The following is a 24807-nucleotide window of genomic DNA, read 5'->3' as shown; positions in this document are numbered from 1 at the left end:
AAATCAATTTTCTAACGCCGCTTTCTGCGTCGCTACAATAGATTCAATACCCCCTCGGGCCAACGCCAGCAAGGTGAGTAGTTCTTCGTGAGTGAATGGCTCGCCTTCTGCCGTGCCCTGCACTTCAATGATGCGACCATCTTCGGTCATCACCACGTTCATGTCGGTTTCTGCGGCAGAATCTTCAACGTATTCCAGATCGCAAAGCGCTTCGCCGTTAACAATACCAACGGAGACAGCAGCAACCATCCCTTTCATTGGGTTGGTTTTCAGCTTACCGGCGGAAACCAGCTTGTTCAGCGCATCTGCCAGCGCCACACAGGCACCGGTAATGGAGGCCGTACGCGTGCCGCCATCGGCCTGGATCACGTCGCAGTCCAGCGTGATGGTGAACTCACCCAGCGTTTTTAAGTCAACCGCGGCGCGGAGCGCACGTGCGATCAGGCGCTGGATCTCCATAGTACGGCCGCCCTGCTTACCTTTTGCCGCTTCACGGGCATTACGGGTATGGGTTGCGCGCGGCAACATACCGTATTCCGCGGTGATCCACCCCTGCCCCTGACCTTTCAGGAAGCGAGGCACGCCCTCTTCGATGGACGCGGTGCAAAGCACTTTGGTGTCACCAAACTCAACCAGCACGGAGCCTTCAGCGTGTTTTGTATAGTTACGGGTCAGGGTGACGGGACGCACCTGGTTGGTGCTACGACCTGCTGGACGCATGATGGATTCTCCGGCTTGAAACGAATGTGGCTGCGCATTATACGGATAAAGGACGCTTATTCCTATCCTGAGAAGCCCCTGAAAGCTATAATCCCCCCATCTCTCCTTTAAAAACGGGAATGTCTATGATCCGCAGTATGACCGCCTACGCCCGGCGTGAAATCAAGGGTAGCTGGGGTAGCGCTACCTGGGAAATGCGCTCGGTAAACCAGCGCTATCTGGAAACATATTTCCGTATGCCGGAACAGTTCCGCAGCCTGGAGCCTGTGGTGCGTGAGCGTATCCGTACGCGTCTGACCCGCGGGAAAGTGGAATGTAACCTGCGTTTTGAGCCCGATGCCAGTGCACAGGGCGAACTGATCCTGAACGAAAAGCTGGCAAAACAGCTGGTTAATGCGGCGAACTGGGTCAAAATGCAAAGCGATGAAGGCGAGATCAACCCGGTTGATATTCTGCGCTGGCCTGGCGTGATGGCCGCCGGAGAGCAGGATCTGGACGCGATTACCGCTGAAATCCTGGCTGCACTCGACGGCACGCTGGATGACTTTATCGTTGCCCGCGAAACCGAAGGCCAGGCGCTGAAAGCGATGATTGAGCAACGCCTTGAAGGCGTGAGCGCCGAAGTGGCTAAAGTGCGCGCTCATATGCCAGAAGTGCTGCAATGGCAGCGTGAGCGTCTTGTCGCCAAACTGGAAGAGGCGGAAGTCCAGCTGGAAAACAACCGTCTGGAACAAGAGCTGGTGCTGATGGCGCAGCGTGTAGACGTGGCTGAAGAGCTGGATCGTCTGGAAGCGCACGTTAAAGAGACCTACAACATCCTGAAGAAGAAAGAAGCGGTAGGCCGCCGTCTCGACTTTATGATGCAGGAGTTCAACCGCGAGTCGAACACGCTGGCGTCTAAGTCTATCAATGCAGAGGTGACCAATTCAGCAATTGAACTGAAGGTCCTGATTGAGCAGATGCGCGAGCAGATCCAGAATATCGAGTAATACCTTTCAGGGTGGTGTCTGGCACATCACCCATTACTTTTTCTAATCCTTATTTATCCTTACTTTCTTTGCCTCCCGCCTTATCACAAGCCCGCTTGGCATGCGTTGATAAATTCCTTTAGGGCAAATCCCCTCGCCTTAGAAAATCTCAATCGTGATCTTGCGCACAAATCGCTAACCTCCTCCACTTCATTCCGGAGGGTTTATGCTGCTTCACATTCTCTATCTTATTGGCATTACCGCTGAAGCCATGACCGGCGCGCTTGCCGCCGGACGTCGCCGAATGGACACCTTCGGCGTGATCATTATTGCCACGGCCACTGCGCTCGGCGGCGGGTCCGTGCGCGATATCCTGCTTGGCCATTATCCGCTCGGCTGGGTAAAAAACCCTGAATACGTCATTATCGTGGCAACGGCAGCCGTGTTAACCACGATTGTAGCCCCGGTGATGCCTCATCTGCGCCGCTTGTTCCTGGTGCTGGATGCGCTTGGGCTGATTGTTTTTTCCATCATTGGCGCACAAATTGCTCTCGATATGGGTGAAGGCCCGGTTATTGCCACCATTGCGGCGGTGATCACGGGCGTGTTTGGCGGGGTGCTGCGCGATATGTTCTGCAAACGTATCCCGCTGGTTTTCCAGAAGGAACTGTACGCCGGCATCTCCTTTGCCGCGGCAGTGCTTTATGTCGCCTTGCAGCACTATGTCACCAACCACGATGTGGTGGTTATCTCCACGCTGCTGTTTGGTTTCACGGCGCGTATGCTGGCATTGCGTCTGAAGCTTGGCCTGCCGGTTTTTCATTACAAGCACAACGCGCATTAAGGTCAGAACCCGTTAATGTGCTGCTCAGCCAGCCACCTTGCCAGCCTATCAACGGGAGGCGCATGCAGCCAGTTAACGACCTGCTGCGCCTTCTCTTCACCTGTTCCCGGCAAAGCCTGCCAGTCAGCGGCGCTCCGCTGATTCAGCGCCTGCCACGACGCCGCCCCAACCGCATTCAGCGTGGCTTTTGTCAGCGGGATCCCCATCGCTGTGACCCAGCGAATAAAAGGTTGTTTGCGCACAATATTAAAACGATGCCAGAGCGATAACCCGCGCCCGGCGGAAAAGCCAGGCGTGGACTGTAGCTGCGCCTGCGTCAGTGTTAACCACGAAAAAATATGCTCGAAACGATGCGTCTGATGAAGCGTTCGCCAGCCCGCCTCGCCTAACCCCTCGATCCCTAGCCCTTGTTTTGAGCTAAGCCACGTCAACCGGGCAAAGAACTGTTCCATACACGCTGGTGAGGCATAAAAACAGGTCAGCGAGTGGTACTGCAGGGCCGGAGGTTCTGGTTTTTCCCTGTTCGCTCCCCGCCAGACAACTCGATCGAATCGGGGGATCCCCTGCCCGGCGAGGCTTATCAGAACCTGATCGCCGGGAACAATATCCAGCCGCTGCCAGCGTGTGACCGACCCCAGGCTCACCCGCCGCACCTGTTTATCATCAAGCTTTACTGGATCCAGTTCGGCTACAACGGACACCTTGCCCGTTCGCCCGACGCCAAACTGTATCCCTCGCACTTCAGCAACCTGAGCGACAGGCGTATATTTCCATGCGACAACCCAACGGCCTTCACCGGGTAACCAACCGTCGCCCGCGGGTTCATCCGCTGAACGCACCACAATGCCGTCCGTGGCAAAGGGCAATGCTGTTGTATGCCACGCTGAACGCTGCGCTTCGACCGCATTCACAGACGCGGCGGGCAGCGTATAACGCGCCGTCAGGGTGAACCCGGCTTTTGACAACGCATCCAGAGATACCTGCATCTCTTTAGGTCCATCCGGCCAGGCCCAGATAAACACGCCGAGCTGCCTGAGAAGTGCGCTATCGTTATGACGCATCATGGCGCCCGCCACTTTTGCCCGCATGTTCATCCCCCCCATCTGACGCTGGATGTGGTTTTCATGAATCCAGAACAGTTCACCCTGTAAGACGCTATTTGCCAGGGGGCCGGACAGGTTTTGCGGAACAGAGGGGATTGATCGAACCTGCGCCGTCCAGTCTTCACCTTTCACACCGTTGCCACGGCTAATGGCCCGGACAAGCTTCCCGCCCTGGTACACCAGCGTCACAGCCACGCCATCCACTTTGGGCTGCATCCAGAGATGTTGCCGGGCTCGCATCCACTGGCTGAGCTCAGCTTTACTGGCAACCTTATGCACGCCCGTATGCGCAACCGGGTGTGTCACACTACCTGTCAGAGGTGGCGGTCTCTCTTCGGAAGAGACATGACCAAAGCAGCGCTGCCACTGGTTCAACCGCGCGTTAAGCTGATCGTACACCCCGTCATCAACGTCACTGACTCCCTGCTTCCAGTAAGCATCGTCCCAGCGTTTGATCTGCGCGCTCAGCGCTACAATTTCCTTTTCTGCTTTTGCCTGCGACCATACCGGGCATACCGCTAACCCGGTGCTACACCACAACAGCGCAAACCCGCTTATCCATCGCCACATTATTACCCCTCCTTTGCGTTGGAGGAGGTATAACCCGGTATTGAAAACGACGCGAATGACAACGTTACGCTTTACGAGGCGTTATCCAGCATTTCTTTTTGTTGCTGCAAACCGCAGACAAAACCTGAAAACGGCACGCAAAATTTAATCATCCACGGGAAAAAGTGTGACAAAGGCTACGTCACACAGCGGCGACGTGTATAATAAGCCCGTATGTAGGACTTCTTCGTTAACACATACAAAAGACTCTCATGGCTCAAGGCACGCTTTATATTGTTTCTGCCCCTAGTGGCGCGGGTAAATCCAGCCTTATTCAGGCACTGTTAAAAACCCAACCGTTGTACGATACGCAGGTTTCTGTTTCTCACACCACGCGAGCACCGCGTCCGGGTGAGGTGCACGGTGAACACTATTTCTTTGTGAATCACGACGAATTCAGAGCGATGATTGGCAGAGACGCGTTTCTTGAACACGCAGAAGTATTCGGTAACTACTACGGTACTTCGCGTGAAACCATTGAGCAGGTTCTGGCGACCGGCGTGAACGTGTTCCTGGATATCGACTGGCAGGGCGCGCAGCAAATTCGTAAGAAAATGCCTGATTCGCGCAGTATTTTTATTCTACCGCCATCGAAAGATGAACTGGATCGTCGCCTGCGTGGTCGCGGCCAGGATAGCGAAGAAGTTATCGCGAAGCGTATGGCACAGGCTGTTGCAGAAATGAGCCATTACGCGGAATATGATTACCTTATTGTGAATGATGATTTTGATGCCGCGCTGAGCGATCTCAAAACTATCCTTCGCGCAGAACGTCTGCGTATGAGCCGCCAGAAGCAGCGACATGACGCATTAATCACCAAACTGTTGGCAGACTGAACCCACTTTCAGTATCATGCCCAGTCATTTCTTCACCTGTGGAGCATTTTAAGTATGGCACGCGTAACTGTTCAGGACGCTGTAGAGAAAATTGGTAACCGTTTTGACCTGGTACTGGTCGCCGCGCGTCGCGCTCGTCAGATGCAGGTAGGCGGTAAAGATCCGCTGGTACCGGAAGAAAACGATAAAACCACCGTTATTGCACTTCGCGAAATCGAAGAAGGTCTGATCAACAACCAGATCCTCGACGTGCGTGAGCGCCAGGAGCAGCAAGAGCAGGAAGCCGCAGAACTGCAGGCCGTAACCGCCATTGCTGAAGGTCGTCGTTAATTAAACCTGCGGGTCGCCCTTGTATCTGTTTGAAAGCCTGAATCAACTGATTCAAACCTACCTGCCTGAAGACCAGATTAAGCGTCTTCAGCAGGCGTATCTCGTTGCACGTGACGCTCACGAGGGCCAGACACGTTCAAGCGGTGAACCCTATATCACGCACCCGGTAGCGGTGGCCTGTATTCTGGCCGAGATGAAACTCGACTACGAAACGCTCATGGCCGCCCTGCTGCATGACGTGATTGAAGATACCCCTGCCACCTACCAGGACATGGAACAGCTGTTTGGCAAAAGCGTTGCCGAGCTGGTGGAAGGGGTCTCTAAGCTTGATAAGCTGAAATTCCGCGATAAGAAAGAGGCGCAGGCCGAAAACTTTCGCAAGATGATCATGGCGATGGTGCAGGATATCCGCGTCATTCTCATCAAACTTGCTGACCGCACCCACAATATGCGCACGCTGGGCTCACTTCGCCCGGATAAACGTCGCCGCATCGCCCGTGAAACCCTCGAAATCTACAGTCCGCTGGCGCACCGTTTAGGTATTCATCACATTAAAACCGAGCTGGAAGAGCTGGGTTTTGAAGCGTTATACCCGAACCGCTATCGCGTGATTAAAGAGGTGGTGAAAGCCGCTCGCGGTAACCGTAAAGAGATGATTCAAAAGATCCTCTCTGAAATCGAAGGGCGCTTGCAGGAAGCCGGTATTCCGTGCCGCGTCAGCGGTCGCGAAAAGCATTTGTACTCTATCTACTGCAAAATGGTGCTCAAAGAGCAGCGTTTCCACTCGATCATGGATATCTACGCGTTCCGCGTCATCGTCCACGACTCTGACACCTGCTACCGCGTGCTGGGGCAGATGCATAGCCTGTACAAGCCACGTCCGGGGCGCGTCAAAGATTACATCGCCATTCCAAAAGCGAACGGATACCAGTCTTTGCATACCTCGATGATTGGCCCGCACGGCGTTCCGGTTGAGGTGCAAATTCGTACCGAAGACATGGATCAGATGGCGGAAATGGGTGTCGCGGCGCACTGGGCTTATAAAGAGCACGGCGGCGAAAGCAGCACCACCGCGCAAATCCGCGCCCAGCGCTGGATGCAGAGCCTGCTGGAGCTGCAACAGAGTGCAGGTAGCTCGTTTGAATTTATCGAGAGCGTTAAATCCGATCTCTTCCCGGATGAGATTTACGTTTTCACGCCGGAAGGGCGCATTGTCGAACTGCCTGCGGGCGCGACGCCGGTCGACTTCGCTTACGCCGTGCATACCGATATCGGCCATGCCTGCGTGGGTGCCCGCGTCGACAGGCAGCCTTATCCGCTGTCGCAGCCGCTCTTCAGCGGGCAGACTGTCGAAATTATTACCGCGCCGGGCGCACGTCCTAACGCCGCCTGGCTGAACTTTGTCGTGAGCTCAAAAGCGCGCGCAAAAATCCGCCAGCTGCTGAAAAATCTCAAGCGCGACGACTCCGTTAGCCTGGGGCGTCGTCTGCTCAATCACGCGCTGGGTGGCAGCCGCAAACTGGCAGAGATCCCACCAGAAAACATTCAGCATGAGCTGGAGCGTATGAAGCTCGCCTCGCTGGATGACCTGCTGGCAGAGATTGGCCTCGGAAACGCCATGAGCGTGGTCGTGGCGAAGAACCTGCAACAGGGCGAAACGACAGCCGTTCCTGCTAACGCGCAAAATCATGGTCACCTGCCAATCAAAGGCGCTGACGGGGTGCTCATCACCTTCGCCAAATGCTGCCGCCCTATCCCGGGCGACCCGATTATTGCGCACGTCAGCCCGGGTAAAGGGCTGGTGATCCACCACGAATCCTGCCGTAACATCCGTGGCTATCAGAAAGAGCCTGAGAAGTTCATGGCGGTCGAATGGGATAAAGAGACAGCGCAGGAATTTATCACTGAAATCAAGGTGGATATGTTTAACCACCAGGGTGCACTGGCGAACCTGACGGCAGCGATCAACACGGCCTCGTCAAACATTCAGAGCCTGAATACTGAAGAAAAAGATGGCCGCGTTTACAGCGCCTTTATTCGCCTGACCGCCCGTGACCGCGTACATCTGGCCAATATTATGCGCAAGATCCGCGTGATGCCGGATGTCATTAAAGTCACCCGTAACCGAAACTAGCATTATGAATTCAACACGTTACGAGCGAATCTGCGAAATGCTCGCCAGGCGTCAGCCTGATCTGACGGTCTGCATGGAGCAGGTCCATAAACCTCATAACGTCTCTGCTATCGTTCGCACCGCAGATGCCGTCGGCGTGCATGAAGTCCACGCCGTCTGGCCAGGCGCACGTATGCGTACCATGGCCTCCACCGCCGCAGGCAGCAATAGCTGGGTATCCGTGAAAACTCACCAGACTATTGGTGAAGCGGTCTCGCACCTGAAAGGGCGTGGCATGCAGGTTCTGGCAACCAACCTCTCTGCTAAAGCCGTGGATTTCCGTGAGATCGACTACACCCGCCCGACCTGCATTTTAATGGGCCAGGAGAAAACGGGGATCACGCAGGAAGCACTGGATTTGGCTGACCGGGACATCATCATTCCGATGATCGGCATGGTCCAGTCACTCAACGTGTCGGTCGCCTCAGCGCTGATCCTGTATGAAGCGCAGCGCCAGCGTCAGAATGCCGGAATGTACGAGCGCAGCAACAGCATGCTGCCGGAAGAGGAGCAGCAGCGCCTGCTGTTTGAAGGTGGCTATCCGGTGCTGGCTCGCGTTGCGAAGCAGAAGAAATTGCCTTACCCCCACGTCAACGCGCAGGGCGAAATTGAAGCCGATGCCGAGTGGTGGTCCACCATGCAGTACGCAGGGTAAATCATGAAAGGCCGCCTGCTGGACGCCATACCGCTCAACAGCCTGACGGGCGTGGGCGCGGCACAAAGCAGTAAACTGGCGAAGATTGGCCTGCACACCGTGCAGGATCTCCTGCTCCACCTCCCCCTGCGTTACGAAGACCGTACTCAGCTTTATAAAATTGGCGATCTGCTGCCCGCTATTTACGCCACCGTTGAAGGGGAAGTGCTGAACTGCAACATCACCTTTGGCGGACGCAGGATGATGACCTGCCAGATCAGCGACGGCACCGGCATTCTCACCATGCGCTTTTTCAACTTCAATGCGGCGATGAAAAACAGCCTTGCCACCGGACGACGCGTACTTGCGTACGGTGAAGCCAAACGGGGCAAATACGGCGCGGAGATGATCCACCCGGAATACCGCGTGCAGGGCGATCTCAGCTCACCTGAGCTACAGGAGACGCTCACGCCGGTCTATCCAACCACCGAAGGCATTAAGCAGGCCACGCTGCGCAAGCTCACCGACCAGGCGCTGGAGCTGCTCGATACCTGCGCCATTAACGAGCTGCTGCCGCCGGAGCTGGCGCAGGGCATGATGAGCCTGCCGGAGGCGTTGCGCACCCTGCACCGTCCACCCCCAACGCTTCAGCTTGTTGATTTAGAAAGCGGTAAACATCCCGCCCAACGGCGTCTTATCCTTGAGGAATTACTGGCTCACAACCTGAGCATGCTGGCTCTGCGCGCAGGTGCGCAGCGTTTCCACGCGCAGCCATTAAGCCCGCATGATGAGCTCAAAGATAAGCTGCTGGCCACACTGCCGTTTAAACCCACCGGCGCACAGGCGCGGGTTACCGCCGAGATTGAACGCGATATGGCGCTGAATGTGCCGATGATGCGCCTGGTGCAGGGCGACGTGGGTTCCGGGAAAACGCTGGTTGCCGCATTGGCCGCTTTACGCGCTATCGCCCACGGCAAGCAGGTGGCGCTGATGGCACCGACAGAACTGCTGGCCGAGCAGCACGCCAACAATTTCCGTAACTGGTTCGCCCCACTGGGGATCGAAGTGGGCTGGCTGGCCGGGAAGCAGAAGGGCAAAGCACGTCTTGCGCAGCAGGAAGCCATTGCCAGCGGGCAGGTGCAGATGATTGTCGGTACGCACGCCATTTTCCAGGAACAGGTGCAGTTTAACGGCCTGGCGCTGGTCATTATCGACGAACAGCACCGCTTTGGTGTTCATCAGCGTCTGGCGCTGTGGGAGAAAGGTCTGCAACAGGGCTTCCACCCGCATCAGCTGATCATGACCGCCACGCCGATTCCGCGCACCCTGGCGATGACGGCCTATGCCGATCTGGATACCTCCACCATCGACGAGTTGCCGCCGGGCCGAACGCCGGTGACCACGGTTGCCATACCGGACACGCGGCGCAGCGACATCATTGACCGCGTGCGCAACGCCTGTACGCAGGAAGGGCGTCAGGCGTACTGGGTCTGCACCCTGATTGAAGAGTCTGAGCTGCTGGAAGCGCAGGCTGCCGAAGCCACATGGGAAGAGTTAAAGCTCGCCCTGCCAGAGCTGAACGTCGGTCTGGTTCACGGGCGCATGAAGCCTGCCGAGAAGCAGACGGTGATGCAGTCGTTCAAACAGGGCGAGCTGCACTTACTCGTTGCGACCACGGTTATCGAAGTGGGCGTGGATGTGCCGAACTCCAGCCTGATGATTATTGAGAACCCGGAGCGTCTGGGCCTGGCGCAGCTCCACCAGCTACGAGGCCGCGTGGGCCGTGGCGCGATCGCCTCTCACTGCGTGCTGCTCTACAAAGCCCCGCTGTCGAAAACCGCGCAGATGCGTTTGCAGGTATTACGCGACAGCAATGACGGCTTCGTCATTGCGCAAAAAGATCTGGAGATCCGCGGCCCGGGCGAACTGCTGGGCACGCGTCAGACGGGTAACGCCGAATTTAAAGTGGCGGATTTGCTGCGCGATCAGGCCATGATCCCCGAAGTACAACGCCTTGCGCGTCATATTCATGAACGCTACCCCGAACAGGCGGCAGCGTTAATTGAACGCTGGATGCCGGAAACCGAGCGGTATTCCAACGCCTGACGGTCAGCCAAACATCGGCAGCATCAGGTAGAGCTTAATGACCAGCGCGTTGACGATATCAATGAAGAATGCGCCCACCATCGGCACCACCAGAAACGCCATGTGCGACGGGCCGAACCGTTCGGTGATCGCCTGCATATTCGCGATGGCCGTTGGTGTCGCTCCCAGACCAAATCCACAGTGACCCGCAGCCAGTACCGCCGCATCATAGTTTTTGCCCATCATGCGCCAGGTAACAAAGATGGCATACAGCGCCATAAACACGGCCTGTACCGCCAGGATCGCCACCATCGGCAGCGCCAGCGAGGCCAGCTCCCACAGCTTGAGGCTCATCAGCGCCATCGCCAGGAACAGCGACAGGCTGACGTTCCCCAGCACGGACACCGCGCGTTCGAAGACGCGGTAGAAGCCCATCTGCGCCAGACCGTTGCTCAGGATCACCCCGATAAACAGCACGCAGACAAAGGTTGGCAGTTCGAAAGCCGTTCCCACCAGCCATTGCGCAACGATTTTGCCCACGGTGAGGCAGATGGCAATCATGGCGATGGTTTCAATCATCACCAACGAGGTGATGCTGCGACCAACGTCCGGTTTTTCGAACGCGGTCGGCACCATTTCATCGTCTGGTCTGCCTTCCGGCGTAGTGGAATGTTTCACCAGATAGCGCGCCACCGGGCCGCCAATCAGCCCGCCAAGCACCAGGCCAAAGGTCGCGCAGGCCATTGCCACTTCCGTTGCGTTTTCAAAGCCATAGCGTTCGATGAACAGCTTGCTCCACGCCGCGCCCGTTCCGTGGCCACCTGACAGGGTAATCGACCCCGCCAGCAGACCCATCAGCGGATCCAGCCCCAGCAGCGACGCCATACCGATGCCGATGGCGTTTTGCATCAGCAGCAGGCCCACCACGACAATCAAAAACACGCCCAGCACCTTGCCGCCTGAACGCAGGCTTGCGAGGTTAGCGTTCAGGCCGATAGTGGCAAAGAAGGCCAGCATCAACGGATCTTTCAGGGACATATCAAAATCAATTTCCCAGCCCATGCTTTTTTTCAGTACCAGCAGGGCCAGCGCCACCAGCAATCCACCGGCTACAGGTTCAGGAATGGTGTACTTTTTCAGAAAGGAAACACTGTGTACCAGCTTGCGACCAAGCAGAAGAACCAGCGTTGCGGCAACAAGGGTCGACAACGTATCGAGATGAATCATAAAAGGCTCCTGTTATGCGCGTGTTCCATACACACGCGGCGTTATCCTGGGCCGGGTGATGCTCGTCATGAGCCGCCGGCGCGAAAAGTGTAATTTTTTTTTCCTGTTCGTTGTAGAAAACCTGCTCACACCGGCAGATTTTCTCTCTTTTTTTTGCTGGCAATCGTTTGCTTTTACCAGGTGGTCAGCTAAAATGCCCGCTTTTCCACCGTGGGATTGCCGCCGATGTCTGTTAACACTCTGGAGTCTGCTGATGCGCAACCGATTGCGCAGAAGCAAAACAGTGAACTGATTTACCGCCTTGAAGATCGTCCCCCGCTACCTCAAACCCTGTTTGCCGCCTGCCAGCATCTGCTGGCGATGTTCGTTGCGGTCATCACGCCGGCTCTGCTGATTTGTCAGGCGCTGGGGTTACCGGCGCAGGATACGCAACACATCATCAGTATGTCTCTGTTCGCTTCCGGTGTAGCCTCCATCATTCAAATTAAAGCCTGGGGTCCGGTGGGTTCGGGGTTGCTGTCGATTCAGGGCACCAGCTTTAACTTTGTGGCGCCGCTGATCATGGGCGGTACGGCACTGAAAACCGGCGGCGCAGATGTCCCGACGATGATGGCGGCGCTTTTCGGCACCCTGATGCTGGCAAGCTGCACAGAGATGATCATCTCCCGCGTTCTGCACCTTGCGCGCCGGGTGATCACCCCGCTGGTCTCCGGCGTGGTGGTGATGATTATCGGCCTGTCGCTGATTCAGGTGGGTCTGACCTCCATCGGGGGCGGCTACGCGGCAATGAGCGACCATACCTTCGGCGCGCCGAAAAACCTGCTGCTGGCAGGCGTGGTGCTGGCGATCATTATTCTGCTTAACCGCCAGCGTAACCCGTACCTGCGCGTGGCTTCGCTGGTGATCGCCATGGCGGCCGGTTACCTGCTGGCGTGGGCGCTGGGCATGCTGCCGGAAAACACCACCCCAACCAACAGCGCGTTGATTACCGTGCCAACGCCGCTCTACTACGGCCTGGGCATTGACTGGAGTCTTCTCCTGCCGCTGATGCTGGTCTTTATGATCACCTCGCTGGAAACCATTGGCGATATCACTGCCACCTCCGACGTGTCCGAGCAGCCGGTCTCCGGCCCGCTGTACATGAAACGTCTGAAAGGCGGCGTGCTGGCGAACGGACTGAACTCGTTTGTCTCGGCGGTGTTCAACACATTCCCGAACTCCTGCTTCGGCCAGAACAATGGCGTGATCCAGTTGACCGGTGTGGCCAGCCGCTACGTGGGCTTCGTGGTGGCGCTGATGCTGGTGGTCCTCGGCCTGTTCCCGGCGGTGAGCGGGTTTGTGCAGCACATTCCCGAGCCGGTCCTGGGCGGCGCGACGCTGGTCATGTTCGGTACCATCGCGGCCTCCGGCGTGCGTATCGTCTCCCGCGAGCCGCTGAACCGCCGCGCAATCATGATTATTGCGCTGTCTCTCGCCGTAGGACTTGGCGTCTCCCAGCAGCCGTTGATTTTGCAGTTTGCCCCGGACTGGGTGAAAAACCTGCTCTCTTCCGGCATCGCCGCGGGCGGTATTACCGCTATCGTGCTGAATCTCATTTTCCCGCCTGAAAAGAACTGATCCCCACACGGCAGGCTGTCAATGCCTGCCGTGACATCTCTTTACACCATTCCCGCCTTGAGCATTGCGCATAAATCGTGCATAACACCCTTATGTGCGTTTCGCGGGAAGGAAGACCATGAAATTTATTGGAAAGCTGCTTATCTATCTTCTGGTAGCCCTGCTCATTGTAGTGCTCGCCTTTTATTTTCTGCTCCAGACCCGCTGGGGCGCATCGCAGGTCAGTAGCTGGATCACGGTGAATACCGATTACGAGCTCAACTTTGACCTGATGGATCACCGCTTTTCATCCCCTTCTCACATTCTTCTGGAAAACGTTACCTTCGGACGAGATGGCAAACCGGCCACGCTGGTCGCTAAAAAAGTGGATATTGGCTTAAGCAGCCGCCAGATCACCGACCCGCTGCATATGGACGCCATCACCCTGTTCGATGGCACGCTGAATTTATCTCCACAGACGGCGCCGCTGCCGTTCCAGGCCGATCGTCTGCAACTGAATAACATGGCCTTTAACAGCCCGAATACGGAGTGGGATCTCAGTGCGCAAAAGGTGACCGGTGGCGTCAGCCCGTGGCAGCCCGAGGCGGGGAACGTACTGGGGAAAAATGCGCAAATCCAGATGAGCGCCGGGTCGCTCACGCTCAACGGCATACCGGCCAACAACGTGCTGATTCAGGGACAACTCAACGGCAAAGAGGTGGTGCTCAATACCATCGGTGCCGATATGGCGCGCGGCTCGCTTACGGGGTCGGCTCAGCGTAATGCCGACGGTGGCTGGGTTATCGACACCCTGCGTCTGAATGAGATCCGCCTGCAAAGCGACAAATCGCTGCTGGATTTCTTCGCTCCTCTCTCCACCCTGCCTTCGTTACAGATTGGGCGGCTGGAAGTGACCGATGCCCGTCTACAGGGGCCAGACTGGGCGGTAACCGACCTCGATCTCAGCCTGGGTAACCTCACCCTGAGTAAAGGGGACTGGCAAAGCCAGGAGGGACGGTTATCCATGAACGCCAGCGAATTTATCTACGGCTCGCTGCATCTTTTTGACCCTATCCTGAACGCGGAATTCTCCCCGCAGGGCATTGCGCTGCGTCAGTTCACTTCCCGCTGGGAAGGGGGCATGGTGCGCACCTCCGGCAACTGGCTGCGCGACGGGAACGCGCTGGTGCTGGACGACGTTGCCATTGCCGGGCTGGAATATACGCTTCCGGTAAACTGGAAAACGCTGTGGATGGATCCGCTTCCGGCATGGCTGAACAGCGTGACGCTGAAAAAATTCGGCCTGAGCCGCAACCTGGTGATCGACATCGATCCGGCGTTTCCATGGCAGATCACCTCCCTCGACGGTTATGGCGCTAATCTGCGTCTGGCGCAAGACCACAAGTGGGGCGTGTGGGGCGGTAACGCAACCCTGAACGGGGCGGCAGCAACCTTTAACCGCGTCGACGTGCGACGCCCGTCGCTGGCGCTGAATGCCAACGCCGCAACGGTAAACATTACCGACCTGAGCGCCTTTACCGAGAAAGGGATCCTGGAAGCGACCGCCACCGTGTCACAGCTGCCACAGCGACAAACCACCGTGAGCCTGAACGGCCGCGGTGTACCGCTCAACGTCTTGCAGCAGTGGGGCTGGCCAGCGCTGCCGATTACGGGCGACGGCAATATTCAGCTCACCGCCAGCGGCAGCGTGCAGGCGAATGCGCCGCTGAAGCCGACGGTGAACGGGAAGCTGAGCGCGGTAAATATGGATAAACAGCAGGTGCAGCAGACGATGACCGGCGGGATGGTGTCGGCGGTGGCTCCGGCACAGTAAAAAGCCGGGTGGCGGCTTCGCCTTACCCGGCCTACGAGGTTTTGGTTCCTTCTACCGTGGGTGAGGGCATCAGACCGCATAATTACCGTAGGCCCGGTAAGCGAAGCGCCACCGGGCATTTTTACGGCTCAGAGGTGAACCACCACCTCATCCCCGTCGGCTTTCACCACCACACCCCACTCGCTGCCCACATGTGAACCGCCTTTTACGCCGCCGACCTTCTGCACGTTGCGCAAGCACACCGACCAGTTTTGCGCATCTCCCGCGCAGGTAAAGGTCACGACGTCGCCCTGACGTGACGCCTTCAGCGTAAACACCACAGAACCGTCCGCCGCAGGCACTTCGCTCACCGCCGTTGCGCCATCGCTCAGGTTGAAGAGCTGGAAGGCCGTCCCCTCGTGCCACGCATAGTCTGGCTTCTGGTTATTGTTACCCAGCGCCAGCAGCGTGTTGTCGCGCACATAGACCGGCAGGCTCATGAAATCGTGCTGCTGCTTATGCCAGCGGCTACCCTCGATTTCATCGTTGTGCCACAGGTGCGTCCAGCGCCCTTCCGGCAGCCAGAACTGCACATCGCCCGCCTCGGAGAACACCGGCGCCACCATCATCGAATCCCCCAGCATGTACTGGCGGTCGAGGTAATCGCACGCCGGATCGTCCGGGAACTCCAGCATCATTGCCCGCAGCATCGGCGTGCCGAACTCGCGGGCCAGCGCCGCCTGACGATACAGGTACGGCATCAGCTGGCATTTCAGCTGGGTGAAGTGGCGCACCACGTCGCAGGACTCGTCATCGTACGCCCACGGCACACGGTAGGATTTGCTGCCGTGCAGGCGGCTGTGGCTGGAGAACAGCCCGAAAGCGCACCAGCGCTTATAGACGTGCGCCGGAGCGGTGTTTTCAAACCCGCCGATATCGTGGCTCCAGAATCCGAAGCCGGACAGGCCAATCGACAGCCCGCCGCGCAGGCTTTCCGCCATCGATTCATAGTTGGCGTAGCAGTCGCCGCCCCAATGCACCGGGAACTGTTGCGCACCCACGGAGGCAGAACGGGCAAACAGCACCGCCTCTTCTTCTCCCACCGTCTCTTTCAGCACGTTCCACACCAGTTCGTTGTAGATGTAGGCGTAATGGTTGTGCATCTTCTGCGGATCGGAACCGTCAAACCACTGGACGTCCGTCGGGATACGCTCGCCGAAGTCGGTCTTGAAGCAGTCGACGCCGATCTCCACCAGGCCTTTCAGCTTGTCGGCGTACCACCGGCACGCGTCCGGGTTAGTGAAGTCGTAGATCGCCAGCCCCGGCTGCCATTTGTCCCACTGCCACAGGGAGCCGTCCGGGCGCTTGAGCAGGTAGCCCTTCTCTTTCAGCTCACGGAAGATCGGCGATTTCTGGCCGATGTACGGGTTGATCCACACGCAGACCTTCAGCCCTTTCTCTTTCAGGCGGCGGATCATCCCTTCCGGGTCGGGGAAGGTCACCGGATCCCACTCGAAGTCGCACCACTGGAAGGCCTTCATCCAGAAGCAGTCGAAGTGGAACACGTGCAGCGGCAGGTCGCGCTCGGCCATGCCGTCGATAAAGCTGTTAACCGTCGCTTCGTCGTAGTTGGTGGTGAACGAGGTGGTCAGCCACAGGCCGAACGACCACGCAGGCGGCAGCGCCGGACGCCCGGTGAACTGCGTATAGCGGTTTAATACCTCTTTTGGCGTCGGGCCGTCGATCACGAAGTACTCCAGATACTCCCCTTCCACGCTGAACTGCACTTTGGACACTTTCTCGGAGCCGACTTCAAACGAGACATTTTCCGGGTGATTCACCAGCACGCCATAACCACGGTTGGTCAGGTAGAACGGGATGTTTTTGTAGGATTGCTCGGTGCTGGTGCCCCCGTCGCGGTTCCAGGTTTCGACCGTCTGACCGTTGCGCACCAGGGCGGTAAAGCGCTCGCCCAGGCCGTAGACCGTTTCCCCCACGCCCAGATCCAGACGTTCAAACACATAGTTGCGATCGGTGTTGGTATCCTGCACGTAGCCGTTGTTTTTCAGCTGGCTGCCGGTAACGCGCTGGCCGTTGCGCAGGAAATCCAGCGCCCAGAACTCGCCTTTGGTAACGCGCACGCTAACGCTGCCGCTTTTCAGCTCGGCAAATTCGGCGTTGTTTTCAATCTCAACTTTTACATCCTTCAGAACGTTCAGCGGATAGTGCGGGCCGTTGTTCAGCGCGCCCTGGAAGTGCTCAATGCGCACCCCGACAATCCCTTCCTGCGGAGCAAACAGGCGCACCGTGAACATCAACGTGTCGAGCTGCCAGGTGCGTTCGCGCACGTCACGCGGCGCGACGTACACCACCAGGTCATTGCCCTGCTGCTCCACGTCGAACACCTGAACCGGATACGTCACGTTAAGGCTCGGTTGAATAAGCCAGTTTCCATCACTGATTTTCATGCTTACGTCCTCTTAGTTCTGCAATTCTTTACTGACCGGCAGGTTTTCAAACTCCTGCTGATTGCGGCGCGCACCCTGCGCCAGCTCGCGCAGGATTTTGGTCAGGAAGGGGGTTTTCAGCGTGTAGTAGCGCCTGGCGATAATGGCGCTCAGCACGTAACAGATCGCCGGTGCCAGGGTAAACAGACCGATAATGATGCTGATGGTCGCGCTGTTCTGGGTTTTGGCTGCCGCGTCGTAGCCGCCGCCTGCCAGCATCCAGCCGATCATCGCCCCGCCCAGCGCCAGGCCGAGTTTCAGCACAAACAGCGTGCCTGCAAAGCTGATGCCGGTCAGGCGTTTGCCGTTGGTCCATTCGCCGTAGTCGACGGTATCGGACATCATTACCCACTGAATCGGCGTCACCAGCTGATGCAGCACGCCGATAACGAAGATGAAGCCGAACATCAGCATGGTGGCATGCATCGGCACGAAGAACATCGCCACGCTGACCACCGCCAGCGCGGCGTTGGTCCACCAGAAGATGCTGACCTTGCACTTCCAGTCGGTGAGCGGTTTCGCCAGCGCGGAGCCAATCAGGTTGCCGACGCAGTAGGTGGTGAGGAACGCGACGAACACTTCCGGCGAGCCCATGATCCAGGTGCAGTAGTACATCATCGCGCCGCCGCGCACGCAGACGGCGAGAATGTTGAGGATGGTCAGCACGCCGACGATGCGCCACTGGTCGTTTTGCCAGATATCGCGCAGGTCTTCCCGCATGGAGGTGGTGCTTGGCGGCACCTGGATGCGCTCTTTGGTGGTGAAGAAGCAGAACGCCAGCATCAGGAACGCGACCACCGACAGCACGGCGATCCCGCCCTGGAAGCCGAAGGCTTTGTCATCCCCGCCAATAAGGTTCACCAGCGGCATCATCAGCACCGTGGAGAGCATGCCGCCCGCCGTCGCCAGCACAAAGCGCCAGGACTGAAGGGAGATACGCTGCGTCGGGTCGTTGGTGATCACGCCGCCCAGCGCGCAGTACGGGATGTTGACCACGGTATAGAGCAGGGTCAGCAGGGTGTAGGTGATAGCGGCGTAAACCATTTTGCCGTTGAGGCTGAGGTCCGGCGTGGTGTAGGCCAGCACGCAGACGATGCCGAACGGGATAGCGCCGAACAAAATCCACGGGCGGAACTTGCCCCAGCGGCTGCGGGTGCGGTCGGCAATCAGCCCCATGCACGGGTCGGAGATCGCATCAAGCGCGCGTGCCAGCAGGAACATGGTGCCGACAAACCCGGCGGGAATACCAAAAATATCGGTGTAGAAAAACATCATGTAAAGCATGACGTTATCAAAAATGATATGGCTGGCGGCGTCTCCCATGCCGTAGCCAATCTTCTCTTTTACTGACAATACTTCGCTCATATTTTTATCCTTCACGCTGTAGGGGGCGCTGAGACCGGTTGCATTGGTTTTAAACCATTGTTTCAGGAGCGGGTATTGCGTTTTCTGGTTAAGAGATTACGTTTCTTGTTTTTTGTGATCGGGATAAAAGTTGATGAGCACGAAATGCTAACCTGAGGATTTTCTTAAGAATTAGCTGAAACAGGGGGATTCAGGTCAAAAGAGAGGTGAAAAAAGTGGTGTGGGGTATGTGGTAAATGCCTGAAAGTAGCTATAATGCGCCCCGCCTCCATGTAGCAATCGAGGCGCGGAAGATCGTCATCTCCGGTGAGGTGGCTGGACTTCAAATCCAGTTGGGGGCGCCAGCGCTCCCGGGCAGGTTCGACTCCTGTGATCTTCCGCCAAAGTTCCTCCGCAATAATCCGAGAAAGTCTTAAAAATCCTTTATTTTCAATCATCACAGTGGATTGATCATCCGTAACAGTCCGACAAGATCTCCCTGAATCCATGAAAAATATGTATAGTGATGTGTATAGATTTTTTATACACATTTTTGGCTTATACACATGGCACTTACAGATATACAAATCAAACGAGCAAAGCCCCAAGACAAGCCATACACATTGAACGACGGGCAAGGCCTGTCATTGCTTATCAATCCCGATGGCTCGAAGGGCTGGCGTTTCCGTTTCCGCTTTGCCGGGAAAGCGCGGTTAATGTCATTTGGTAGCTACGACCTTGTGAGCCTAGCTGAAGCACGTGAGAAGCGTGAGACCGCTCGTAAGCAAGTTGCCAATGGCATTGACCCGGTTGAGGAACGCAAAGCCCAGAAACTAGCTCAGCAACTCTCCACTGAAAGCTCATTCGAAGCTATATGTCGAGAATGGCACGCCAACAAAGCTGACCGCTGGACAGTGGCCTATCGCGAAGAAATCATTAAGACATTTGAACAAGATGTGTTCCCGTTCATTGGTAAACGCCCTATCAGTGAAATTAAACCGTTAGAACTGCTTGAAGTATTGCGACGAATAGAGAAGCGTGGGGCACTAGAGAAAACACGTAAGGTGCGTCAGAGGTGCGGTGAGGTTTATCGCTACGCAATCATAACTGGCCGTGCTGAATACAATCCTGCACCTGATTTAGCCATCGCTCTAGCTGTTCCGAAGCAAAAGCACCATCCGTTTTTATCCGCCGATGAGCTACCTCATTTTGTTAGAGATCTTGAAGCGTATACCGGCAGCATCATCACGAAAAATGCGACTAAGATTGTTATGCTTACTGGTGTAAGAACGCAGGAGATGCGCTTTGCTACGTGGGAAGAAGTAGACCTTGAAAAGGGGATATGGGAAATCCCGTCAGAGCGGATGAAAATGCGTAGACCTCACATTGTTCCTTTATCTACTCAGGTAGTTGACCTTTTTAAACAGCTCAAACCAATTACCGGCCATTACCCTTACATCTTTATTGGCAGGAACAACCGTAGCAAACCGATCTCGAAAGAAAGTGTGTCACAAGTGATTGAGTTACTTGGTTACAAAGGCCGTGCTACAGGCCACGGATTTAGACATACAATGTCGACAATATTGCATGAACAAGGGTTTGACAGTGCTTGGATTGAGATGCAATTAGCACATGTTGATAAAAATTCTATTCGTGGAACATACAATCACGCACAATATTTAGAAAATAGACGCGCAATGCTTCAGTGGTATAGTAATTTTATATTTAATACAATTAGTGAAGACACACTTTGATTTATAAATAAAAAAGAGCCTCTTTCGAAGCTCTTTTTTCATTGTTTATTTATTGCTCTTCATTCTTTTTATCTTCTTGTAAAACAAGATTATTTAATACTTTAATTGACTTGGAAGATAAATCATCTCCTCCTAACATATTTTTTTTCCACTCCGGCCATTCATTAATTCTTTTTTTAGTTGCAACCACATGTTTAATAAAACCATTTTCGATAGACATGTTAAACTCCTATGATCTTTGCAAACAAGTTAACAGAAATCTGCTCTCTTTCCAAGTAAGAAATAGGTAACAGTGATATCCTTAATGATGAATTAGACTCAGTCCAATTAACGATATTTCCCGACTTATCTTTTCTCTTAATTTTATTCCCACTTCCATTAACAATGGAAAATAGATTAAAATAGACTCGTGGCCCTATTCCAATAAAAGGTTCGAAAAGCACTTTTCCTTGGTTTTTTTCATCATTAGTTATTGATTCTGAATGAAATTCATAAGCCTTACTTTTTGGATATGGCTCTATGTAAACCACCCTCTTTATTCCCGAAGCTATGATATGCTTAGCGCAGTTGTGGCATGGGAAAGTTGTGCAATATATATAAGCATCTTGAGTGCTAATGTTAGTTCTAGCGCATGCTAAAATAGCTTCCATTTCTGCATGAACCACACGACCATATTCTGTAATATCTTGAATATGGCTGTTATTGAGGATTTTCTCTAGATTATCACGAGATTTTCTAGGTATTTGCTTGAGAATATCAGCTATAATTTCTCTTTTTTGTTTGGCATTCGAATCAAAACCTCTTACATAGTCCCTTCCTTCCGGATAGTCTTCATAACTTTCGTTCTCTGGATTAAAATATGGCCAGTATAAACCACCTCCAGACTTAGGAACATCATTAGCACCAGTTGACATAATAGCGTAATTTTTTGCTAATACGGCTCCAACTTGTCTCGATAAATCAGCAGATCTCAAAGCTGAAGAAAAGGCCATATACATTGCATATTCATCAAATGTCGGAGTAATAAAAGGATTACCGAAGAGTAAATCAAAGACTCTTTTTATATCATTATTAAGCTTATCATCTCGGCCATCTTGGTTTAAAAAGAAATCAGCTAAATGAAATGTATCTCTGGTATGCTGACCATGCCCAGACTCTTCATCTTCATCCCTAGCAATCAATAATCCAGCTTTATCCTCTGGAATTCCTTTATTACGAATTAAATTATCTAACCTGCGACTTTCATCTGAAAAAACACCAAAAAGTAAAAATCCCGAGCCATATACCTCTCTTAATTTATACACCTCTTCTGGATGCTTTATTGAATTTATAACATATGCAATTCCTTTTTTATTTATTTGTAAACGTGCATGTTTTGTCCTGATCTCATTAATTTTAGCTATTGCTCCAAGAGCCAATATATAATTACATTCACTATCTTCCCTTAACTTATTCCCCTTGGTCATTAAGCCATCAATTCTTTGATAATTATCTGTATAATATCCCTTTCCAGAGAGCTCAGCTATCACATCCGATGAAATCCGGACTTCAGAACATTCAAATTTATATAAGGATAATCTATCTCTTATTTTTTTTGTGATTGCTTCTAGGTCTGTGCCAACGGAACAAACTAACCCTATTACCATTTCTGATAGAGGTCCTGTAGATAGTTTATCCTCCCCTGAGTTTTTTAAAAGCTGAGGCGCTTCTTTAATCAATTCTGTTATCTTTGTAATTTTCATATGAAGCCATTCATCCCGTGAAGATACAAAACATTTTTATAAATAATTCATAGCATATTTTCTATTTTTTTAATTGATTTTTTGAATTACTTCATAATTTATATTTAAGCAACATGAAGTAACCAACTGTTATATAAGGAAATTAATAGTATAATGAATGATGTAAGGGACTGTCACGTCTTCCCGCTTCGTAGGGCGGATTCAGGCAGGATCATGGGCAGTTTTAGACCTCTACAGGCCCGAATGTATAAGATGAAGGTATTAGAGGAGCTGAGCGGCTTCAAAACCTCCACTCAGTATCTGAACCGGGCGACACTTTCCCGCCCCTAAACTTAGCCACTCATGGGCTCTTCACGCCATCAAACATTACTGCGCAATTACTAATTACTCGTTCGAAACGGCGCAGTACTACGGTACACAAAGTCCCGCAAAAATAAATAAATACATTACCGCTGGCGCGCAATGCTCTCCCCGCCACGCCTGCCCGCTTAAGGGGGCGCTTTTAATGCAGGCGCATGACCGGCCTCAGAGCGCGCCAGTGCTGGCGCTGGCGGGGAATTCAGTGTTGTTAAAACGCATGCAAAACCATGCACCTATGCATGCATGGCTTTTATACGTAAAAATGGCGGGATTTTCGGGGATTTTTAAGCGGACTACTGCACGGCCAGTTCTGCACGGCGGCGGGTGTAATTCAGGTTCTGTGCAGGCGTGAATTTTTCACGATTATCATCGCGCGAAGCCGCGTCAGGCCTGAATCCGATGGCCGTTAAAATGTCATTATCCTGCGCAGAATAATTAATTTTTTCACCGGCGACCAGCCAGAGCTGTAGCGCCTCACGCAGACAGTCGAGTGAATGCTGCATGGCACAGCGCTGAACGGCGGAGTGTTGCCCGGAATAATTCATCAGCTCCGGGGCAAGGGCGGCGGCCAGCTCCGCGCCGTGTACCTGCATAAAATCATTTAAACGGTCGCGGATACTGATGCGCTGCACCTCCTCATGCGAACGGATATAGCGACCGGCAGCCTGATTAATTTCCCATTTTTTCACGTCGATAATCTCGCGCAGGGTTTGCAGGCTCCGGCCGCTGTGGCCGTTACCGGCAAGCTGTTCGCGGTATGTCTGTTCGGCCTGCTTCAGTTCATCCCGGCGTTGCAACCAGGCGGATTTATTTGCCTGACAGGCCTCAAAGGCTTTCTGTAGCGTCAGTGTGGTCACGTATGTTTCTCCTGATGACTGGCCGTGCTTACGCACCGGCACGGTTAACGATGGCCGCCGGTGCGGGTACCGGGATGACCGGCTCTGTTGCCGGTGAACGAATAACCCCGTCGATGGATTCAAGCGTGCGGAACGTGGCCGAGCACTCGATGTTCATGCACTGGTGATAGCGCTGTTTGACGTTATCGGACAGATACCGACTGGTGCGGGAATGCGCGCTGGTTTTGCAGAACGGGCAGTGAAACATTGCTTACACCTCCGCTTTTGTCTCGCCATTTTCAGCCAGTTTTCTGGCAAGCATCATTCTCTTCGCAGGGCTGCGTAACAGCTCCGTATCAACGTCAGTAATCTGCGGCCGGTGCATGCCCGTCACGGACAACACCGGCTCCTGCTTCATATCGAAGTGATACAGGCTGCCCTGACGGCTCAGCGCATCGCGCAGCTCACTGATGACCACGGACTGCGGGGCGCTCTCCCCCTTCATTTCGAGGGCGCGAATGCGCAGCAGGAAAGCACGAATGAGGGCGACGGGAACCGCATTGACAGCCTGAGCCCATTCCGCACTGGCGTAAGCGGTAAAGGCATCGTCATGCGCTGACAGGTATTTATTGGCGGTGGAGCAGGCATTCAGCATGGCGCGTGTCCGATCTGTCTCCAGCTCCGCAATCAGACCGGTGAACTCGTCGGCCAGCTCTCGACTGGCAATACGCCTGCTGTGCTCAGCTTTCATTTCAGGGGTGAGACTGCCGCGCAGGGTGCGAAAGCGGCTGCGCCAGTCCTGCTCCGCCTCAGTGCTCTCATCGAGGGCGGTCTGCCGCTCCTGCTTACAGCGTTCAATGGACGTATCAATCTCTTTCAGCGCCTGCATGCTGGTCACATGGGTGTCTCTGGCCGCAGTAAATGCGCTCAGCTTGTCGGTGACGTGCTGGCTGTTCTCTGCGTACTGCTTGGCGGCAACATCTTGCAGGGCGGTAATGACTGTTTCGAGTTTCATGTTCAGGCTCTCCGTTTATTCAACCTGAAATAATTCTGCCCTTCATCACACAACATCTCGATTCATTGCAGTTGTGGCAGTTCTGGCACAAACACCACTCAAAACCCGGCTTGCCAGAGAAAGGTCTCAGCAAAACCTTACTCATCGTTTGTTTTTTTACTTATAACTATTCACCACTGTTCACCTTAAATAAAAATATAAGTAATACAATAAGATAAAGGGTGAACAGTTGAGGGCATGACTGTTCACCGACTGTTCACTACTGTTCACCGCTACCGACAATCTCTCCCGAATGATTCATTGTTTTTATT

General features: G+C 54.4%; 20 protein-coding genes and 1 tRNA gene. 11 read left to right on the top strand and 10 right to left on the bottom strand.

What is annotated here, in order from left to right:
- Nucleotides 1-3: 3 nt before the first annotated feature.
- A complete protein-coding gene (rph, locus tag ACQG0S_RS00635) occupies nucleotides 4-720 on the bottom strand; it encodes a ribonuclease PH (protein WP_063137882.1) in 717 nt (238 codons plus the stop codon).
- Nucleotides 721-845: 125 nt separating this feature from the next.
- Between rph and ACQG0S_RS00630 the strand changes: the two genes are divergently transcribed.
- Entirely contained in the window at nucleotides 846-1709 is an 864-nt protein-coding gene (locus tag ACQG0S_RS00630) for a YicC/YloC family endoribonuclease (protein ID WP_003860907.1), read from the top strand.
- 205 nt (nucleotides 1710-1914) lie between these two features.
- The gene (locus tag ACQG0S_RS00625) at nucleotides 1915-2532 is read left to right on the top strand and encodes a trimeric intracellular cation channel family protein (protein ID WP_023299016.1); all 618 of its coding nucleotides are present in this window, start codon (nucleotides 1915-1917) and stop codon (nucleotides 2530-2532) included.
- Between the two features lie 2 nt (nucleotides 2533-2534).
- Here ACQG0S_RS00625 and ligB read toward each other — a convergent pair whose 3' ends face one another.
- Nucleotides 2535-4205: an NAD-dependent DNA ligase LigB gene (gene ligB, locus ACQG0S_RS00620; RefSeq protein WP_032626596.1), complete on the bottom strand. Its 1671-nt coding sequence runs from the start codon at nucleotides 4203-4205 to the stop codon at nucleotides 2535-2537.
- Nucleotides 4206-4456: 251 nt separating this feature from the next.
- Here ligB and gmk point away from each other — a divergent pair, with 251 nt between their 5' ends.
- From gmk to recG, 5 genes are read left to right on the top strand one after another with little or no spacing between them, the layout of a single operon-like run.
- A complete protein-coding gene (gene gmk / locus ACQG0S_RS00615; protein WP_006177710.1) occupies nucleotides 4457-5080 on the top strand; it encodes a guanylate kinase in 624 nt (207 codons plus the stop codon).
- Between the two features lie 54 nt (nucleotides 5081-5134).
- The gene (gene rpoZ, locus ACQG0S_RS00610) at nucleotides 5135-5410 is read left to right on the top strand and encodes a DNA-directed RNA polymerase subunit omega (RefSeq protein ID WP_000135058.1); all 276 of its coding nucleotides are present in this window, start codon (nucleotides 5135-5137) and stop codon (nucleotides 5408-5410) included.
- 19 nt (nucleotides 5411-5429) lie between these two features.
- Entirely contained in the window at nucleotides 5430-7544 is a 2115-nt protein-coding gene (gene spoT / locus ACQG0S_RS00605) for a bifunctional GTP diphosphokinase/guanosine-3',5'-bis pyrophosphate 3'-pyrophosphohydrolase (RefSeq protein ID WP_022646616.1), read from the top strand.
- A gap of 4 nt (nucleotides 7545-7548) precedes the next feature.
- A complete protein-coding gene (trmH, locus tag ACQG0S_RS00600) occupies nucleotides 7549-8238 on the top strand; it encodes a tRNA (guanosine(18)-2'-O)-methyltransferase TrmH (protein ID WP_032622047.1) in 690 nt (229 codons plus the stop codon).
- Between the two features lie 3 nt (nucleotides 8239-8241).
- Nucleotides 8242-10323 carry an ATP-dependent DNA helicase RecG gene (recG, locus tag ACQG0S_RS00595; protein WP_048966548.1) on the top strand — a complete coding sequence of 694 codons (2082 nt, stop codon included), beginning with the start codon at nucleotides 8242-8244 and terminating at the stop codon, nucleotides 10321-10323.
- Between the two features lie 3 nt (nucleotides 10324-10326).
- Here the strand turns inward: recG and gltS are convergent, their stop codons facing one another.
- Nucleotides 10327-11529, bottom strand: coding sequence for a sodium/glutamate symporter (gltS, locus tag ACQG0S_RS00590; protein ID WP_048966547.1), 1203 nt, complete (start codon nucleotides 11527-11529; stop codon nucleotides 10327-10329).
- Between the two features lie 225 nt (nucleotides 11530-11754).
- Between gltS and xanP the strand changes: the two genes are divergently transcribed.
- Entirely contained in the window at nucleotides 11755-13146 is a 1392-nt protein-coding gene (gene xanP, locus ACQG0S_RS00585; protein ID WP_032626600.1) for a xanthine/proton symporter XanP, read from the top strand.
- A gap of 118 nt (nucleotides 13147-13264) precedes the next feature.
- Nucleotides 13265-14959, top strand: coding sequence for an AsmA family protein (locus tag ACQG0S_RS00580; protein ID WP_169440860.1), 1695 nt, complete (start codon nucleotides 13265-13267; stop codon nucleotides 14957-14959).
- 128 nt (nucleotides 14960-15087) lie between these two features.
- Here the strand turns inward: ACQG0S_RS00580 and yicI are convergent, their stop codons facing one another.
- Together yicI and ACQG0S_RS00570 are read right to left on the bottom strand one after the other, a co-directional pair.
- The gene (gene yicI, locus ACQG0S_RS00575) at nucleotides 15088-17406 is read right to left on the bottom strand and encodes an alpha-xylosidase (protein ID WP_048966545.1); all 2319 of its coding nucleotides are present in this window, start codon (nucleotides 17404-17406) and stop codon (nucleotides 15088-15090) included.
- 12 nt (nucleotides 17407-17418) lie between these two features.
- Nucleotides 17419-18810, bottom strand: coding sequence for a glycoside-pentoside-hexuronide family transporter (locus tag ACQG0S_RS00570; RefSeq protein WP_048966544.1), 1392 nt, complete (start codon nucleotides 18808-18810; stop codon nucleotides 17419-17421).
- A 288-nt stretch (nucleotides 18811-19098) separates the two neighbouring features.
- Between ACQG0S_RS00570 and ACQG0S_RS00565 the strand changes: the two genes are divergently transcribed.
- Together ACQG0S_RS00565 and ACQG0S_RS00560 are read left to right on the top strand one after the other, a co-directional pair.
- Nucleotides 19099-19193 (top strand) — tRNA-Sec (locus tag ACQG0S_RS00565).
- Between the two features lie 162 nt (nucleotides 19194-19355).
- The gene (locus tag ACQG0S_RS00560) at nucleotides 19356-20543 is read left to right on the top strand and encodes a tyrosine-type recombinase/integrase (protein WP_048966543.1); all 1188 of its coding nucleotides are present in this window, start codon (nucleotides 19356-19358) and stop codon (nucleotides 20541-20543) included.
- A gap of 49 nt (nucleotides 20544-20592) precedes the next feature.
- Here the strand turns inward: ACQG0S_RS00560 and ACQG0S_RS00555 are convergent, their stop codons facing one another.
- The 5 genes from ACQG0S_RS00555 to ACQG0S_RS00535 all read right to left on the bottom strand — a co-directional run bounded on the left by ACQG0S_RS00555 (nucleotide 20593) and on the right by ACQG0S_RS00535 (nucleotide 24496).
- The gene (locus ACQG0S_RS00555) at nucleotides 20593-20763 is read right to left on the bottom strand and encodes a hypothetical protein (protein WP_023621957.1); all 171 of its coding nucleotides are present in this window, start codon (nucleotides 20761-20763) and stop codon (nucleotides 20593-20595) included.
- A 1-nt stretch (nucleotide 20764) separates the two neighbouring features.
- On the bottom strand, nucleotides 20765-22285 hold the full coding sequence (locus ACQG0S_RS00550) for an anti-phage dCTP deaminase (RefSeq protein WP_048966542.1): 1521 nt from the start codon (nucleotides 22283-22285) through the stop codon (nucleotides 20765-20767).
- A 653-nt stretch (nucleotides 22286-22938) separates the two neighbouring features.
- Nucleotides 22939-23502: a phage polarity suppression protein gene (locus ACQG0S_RS00545; RefSeq protein WP_048966541.1), complete on the bottom strand. Its 564-nt coding sequence runs from the start codon at nucleotides 23500-23502 to the stop codon at nucleotides 22939-22941.
- Between the two features lie 28 nt (nucleotides 23503-23530).
- Nucleotides 23531-23749 (bottom strand): ogr/Delta-like zinc finger family protein, encoded by a 219-nt coding sequence (locus ACQG0S_RS00540; RefSeq protein WP_023304273.1) that lies wholly within the window; start codon nucleotides 23747-23749, stop codon nucleotides 23531-23533.
- A 3-nt stretch (nucleotides 23750-23752) separates the two neighbouring features.
- On the bottom strand, nucleotides 23753-24496 hold the full coding sequence (locus tag ACQG0S_RS00535) for a hypothetical protein (RefSeq protein ID WP_048966540.1): 744 nt from the start codon (nucleotides 24494-24496) through the stop codon (nucleotides 23753-23755).
- Nucleotides 24497-24807 lie beyond the last annotated feature (311 nt).

The sequence above is a fragment of the Enterobacter cloacae complex sp. 418I7 genome (assembly GCF_050030705.1).
GTDB lineage: Bacteria > Pseudomonadota > Gammaproteobacteria > Enterobacterales > Enterobacteriaceae > Enterobacter > Enterobacter intestinihominis.
The sequence above is the reverse complement of the archived record's forward strand: the minus strand, read 5'-3'. Positions and strand labels throughout refer to the sequence as shown.

What these genes read in the sequence shown, in the direction of transcription:
- ligB (WP_032626596.1), bottom strand. Translation starts at nt 4,205, where the DNA reads ATGTGGCGATGGATAAGCGGGTTTGCGCTGTTGTGGTGTAGCACCGGG.
- ACQG0S_RS00555 (WP_023621957.1), bottom strand. Translation starts at nt 20,763, where the DNA reads ATGTCTATCGAAAATGGTTTTATTAAACATGTGGTTGCAACTAAAAAA.
- ACQG0S_RS00550 (WP_048966542.1), bottom strand. Translation starts at nt 22,285, where the DNA reads ATGAAAATTACAAAGATAACAGAATTGATTAAAGAAGCGCCTCAGCTT.
- ACQG0S_RS00535 (WP_048966540.1), bottom strand. Translation starts at nt 24,496, where the DNA reads ATGAAACTCGAAACAGTCATTACCGCCCTGCAAGATGTTGCCGCCAAG.
- rph (WP_063137882.1), bottom strand. Translation starts at nt 720, where the DNA reads ATGCGTCCAGCAGGTCGTAGCACCAACCAGGTGCGTCCCGTCACCCTG.
- ACQG0S_RS00630 (WP_003860907.1), top strand. Translation starts at nt 846, where the DNA reads ATGATCCGCAGTATGACCGCCTACGCCCGGCGTGAAATCAAGGGTAGC.
- rpoZ (WP_000135058.1), top strand. Translation starts at nt 5,135, where the DNA reads ATGGCACGCGTAACTGTTCAGGACGCTGTAGAGAAAATTGGTAACCGT.
- gltS (WP_048966547.1), bottom strand. Translation starts at nt 11,529, where the DNA reads ATGATTCATCTCGATACGTTGTCGACCCTTGTTGCCGCAACGCTGGTT.
- ACQG0S_RS00570 (WP_048966544.1), bottom strand. Translation starts at nt 18,810, where the DNA reads ATGAGCGAAGTATTGTCAGTAAAAGAGAAGATTGGCTACGGCATGGGA.
- recG (WP_048966548.1), top strand. Translation starts at nt 8,242, where the DNA reads ATGAAAGGCCGCCTGCTGGACGCCATACCGCTCAACAGCCTGACGGGC.
- ACQG0S_RS00625 (WP_023299016.1), top strand. Translation starts at nt 1,915, where the DNA reads ATGCTGCTTCACATTCTCTATCTTATTGGCATTACCGCTGAAGCCATG.
- xanP (WP_032626600.1), top strand. Translation starts at nt 11,755, where the DNA reads ATGTCTGTTAACACTCTGGAGTCTGCTGATGCGCAACCGATTGCGCAG.
- ACQG0S_RS00540 (WP_023304273.1), bottom strand. Translation starts at nt 23,749, where the DNA reads ATGTTTCACTGCCCGTTCTGCAAAACCAGCGCGCATTCCCGCACCAGT.
- yicI (WP_048966545.1), bottom strand. Translation starts at nt 17,406, where the DNA reads ATGAAAATCAGTGATGGAAACTGGCTTATTCAACCGAGCCTTAACGTG.
- ACQG0S_RS00560 (WP_048966543.1), top strand. Translation starts at nt 19,356, where the DNA reads ATGGCACTTACAGATATACAAATCAAACGAGCAAAGCCCCAAGACAAG.
- ACQG0S_RS00580 (WP_169440860.1), top strand. Translation starts at nt 13,265, where the DNA reads ATGAAATTTATTGGAAAGCTGCTTATCTATCTTCTGGTAGCCCTGCTC.
- gmk (WP_006177710.1), top strand. Translation starts at nt 4,457, where the DNA reads ATGGCTCAAGGCACGCTTTATATTGTTTCTGCCCCTAGTGGCGCGGGT.
- trmH (WP_032622047.1), top strand. Translation starts at nt 7,549, where the DNA reads ATGAATTCAACACGTTACGAGCGAATCTGCGAAATGCTCGCCAGGCGT.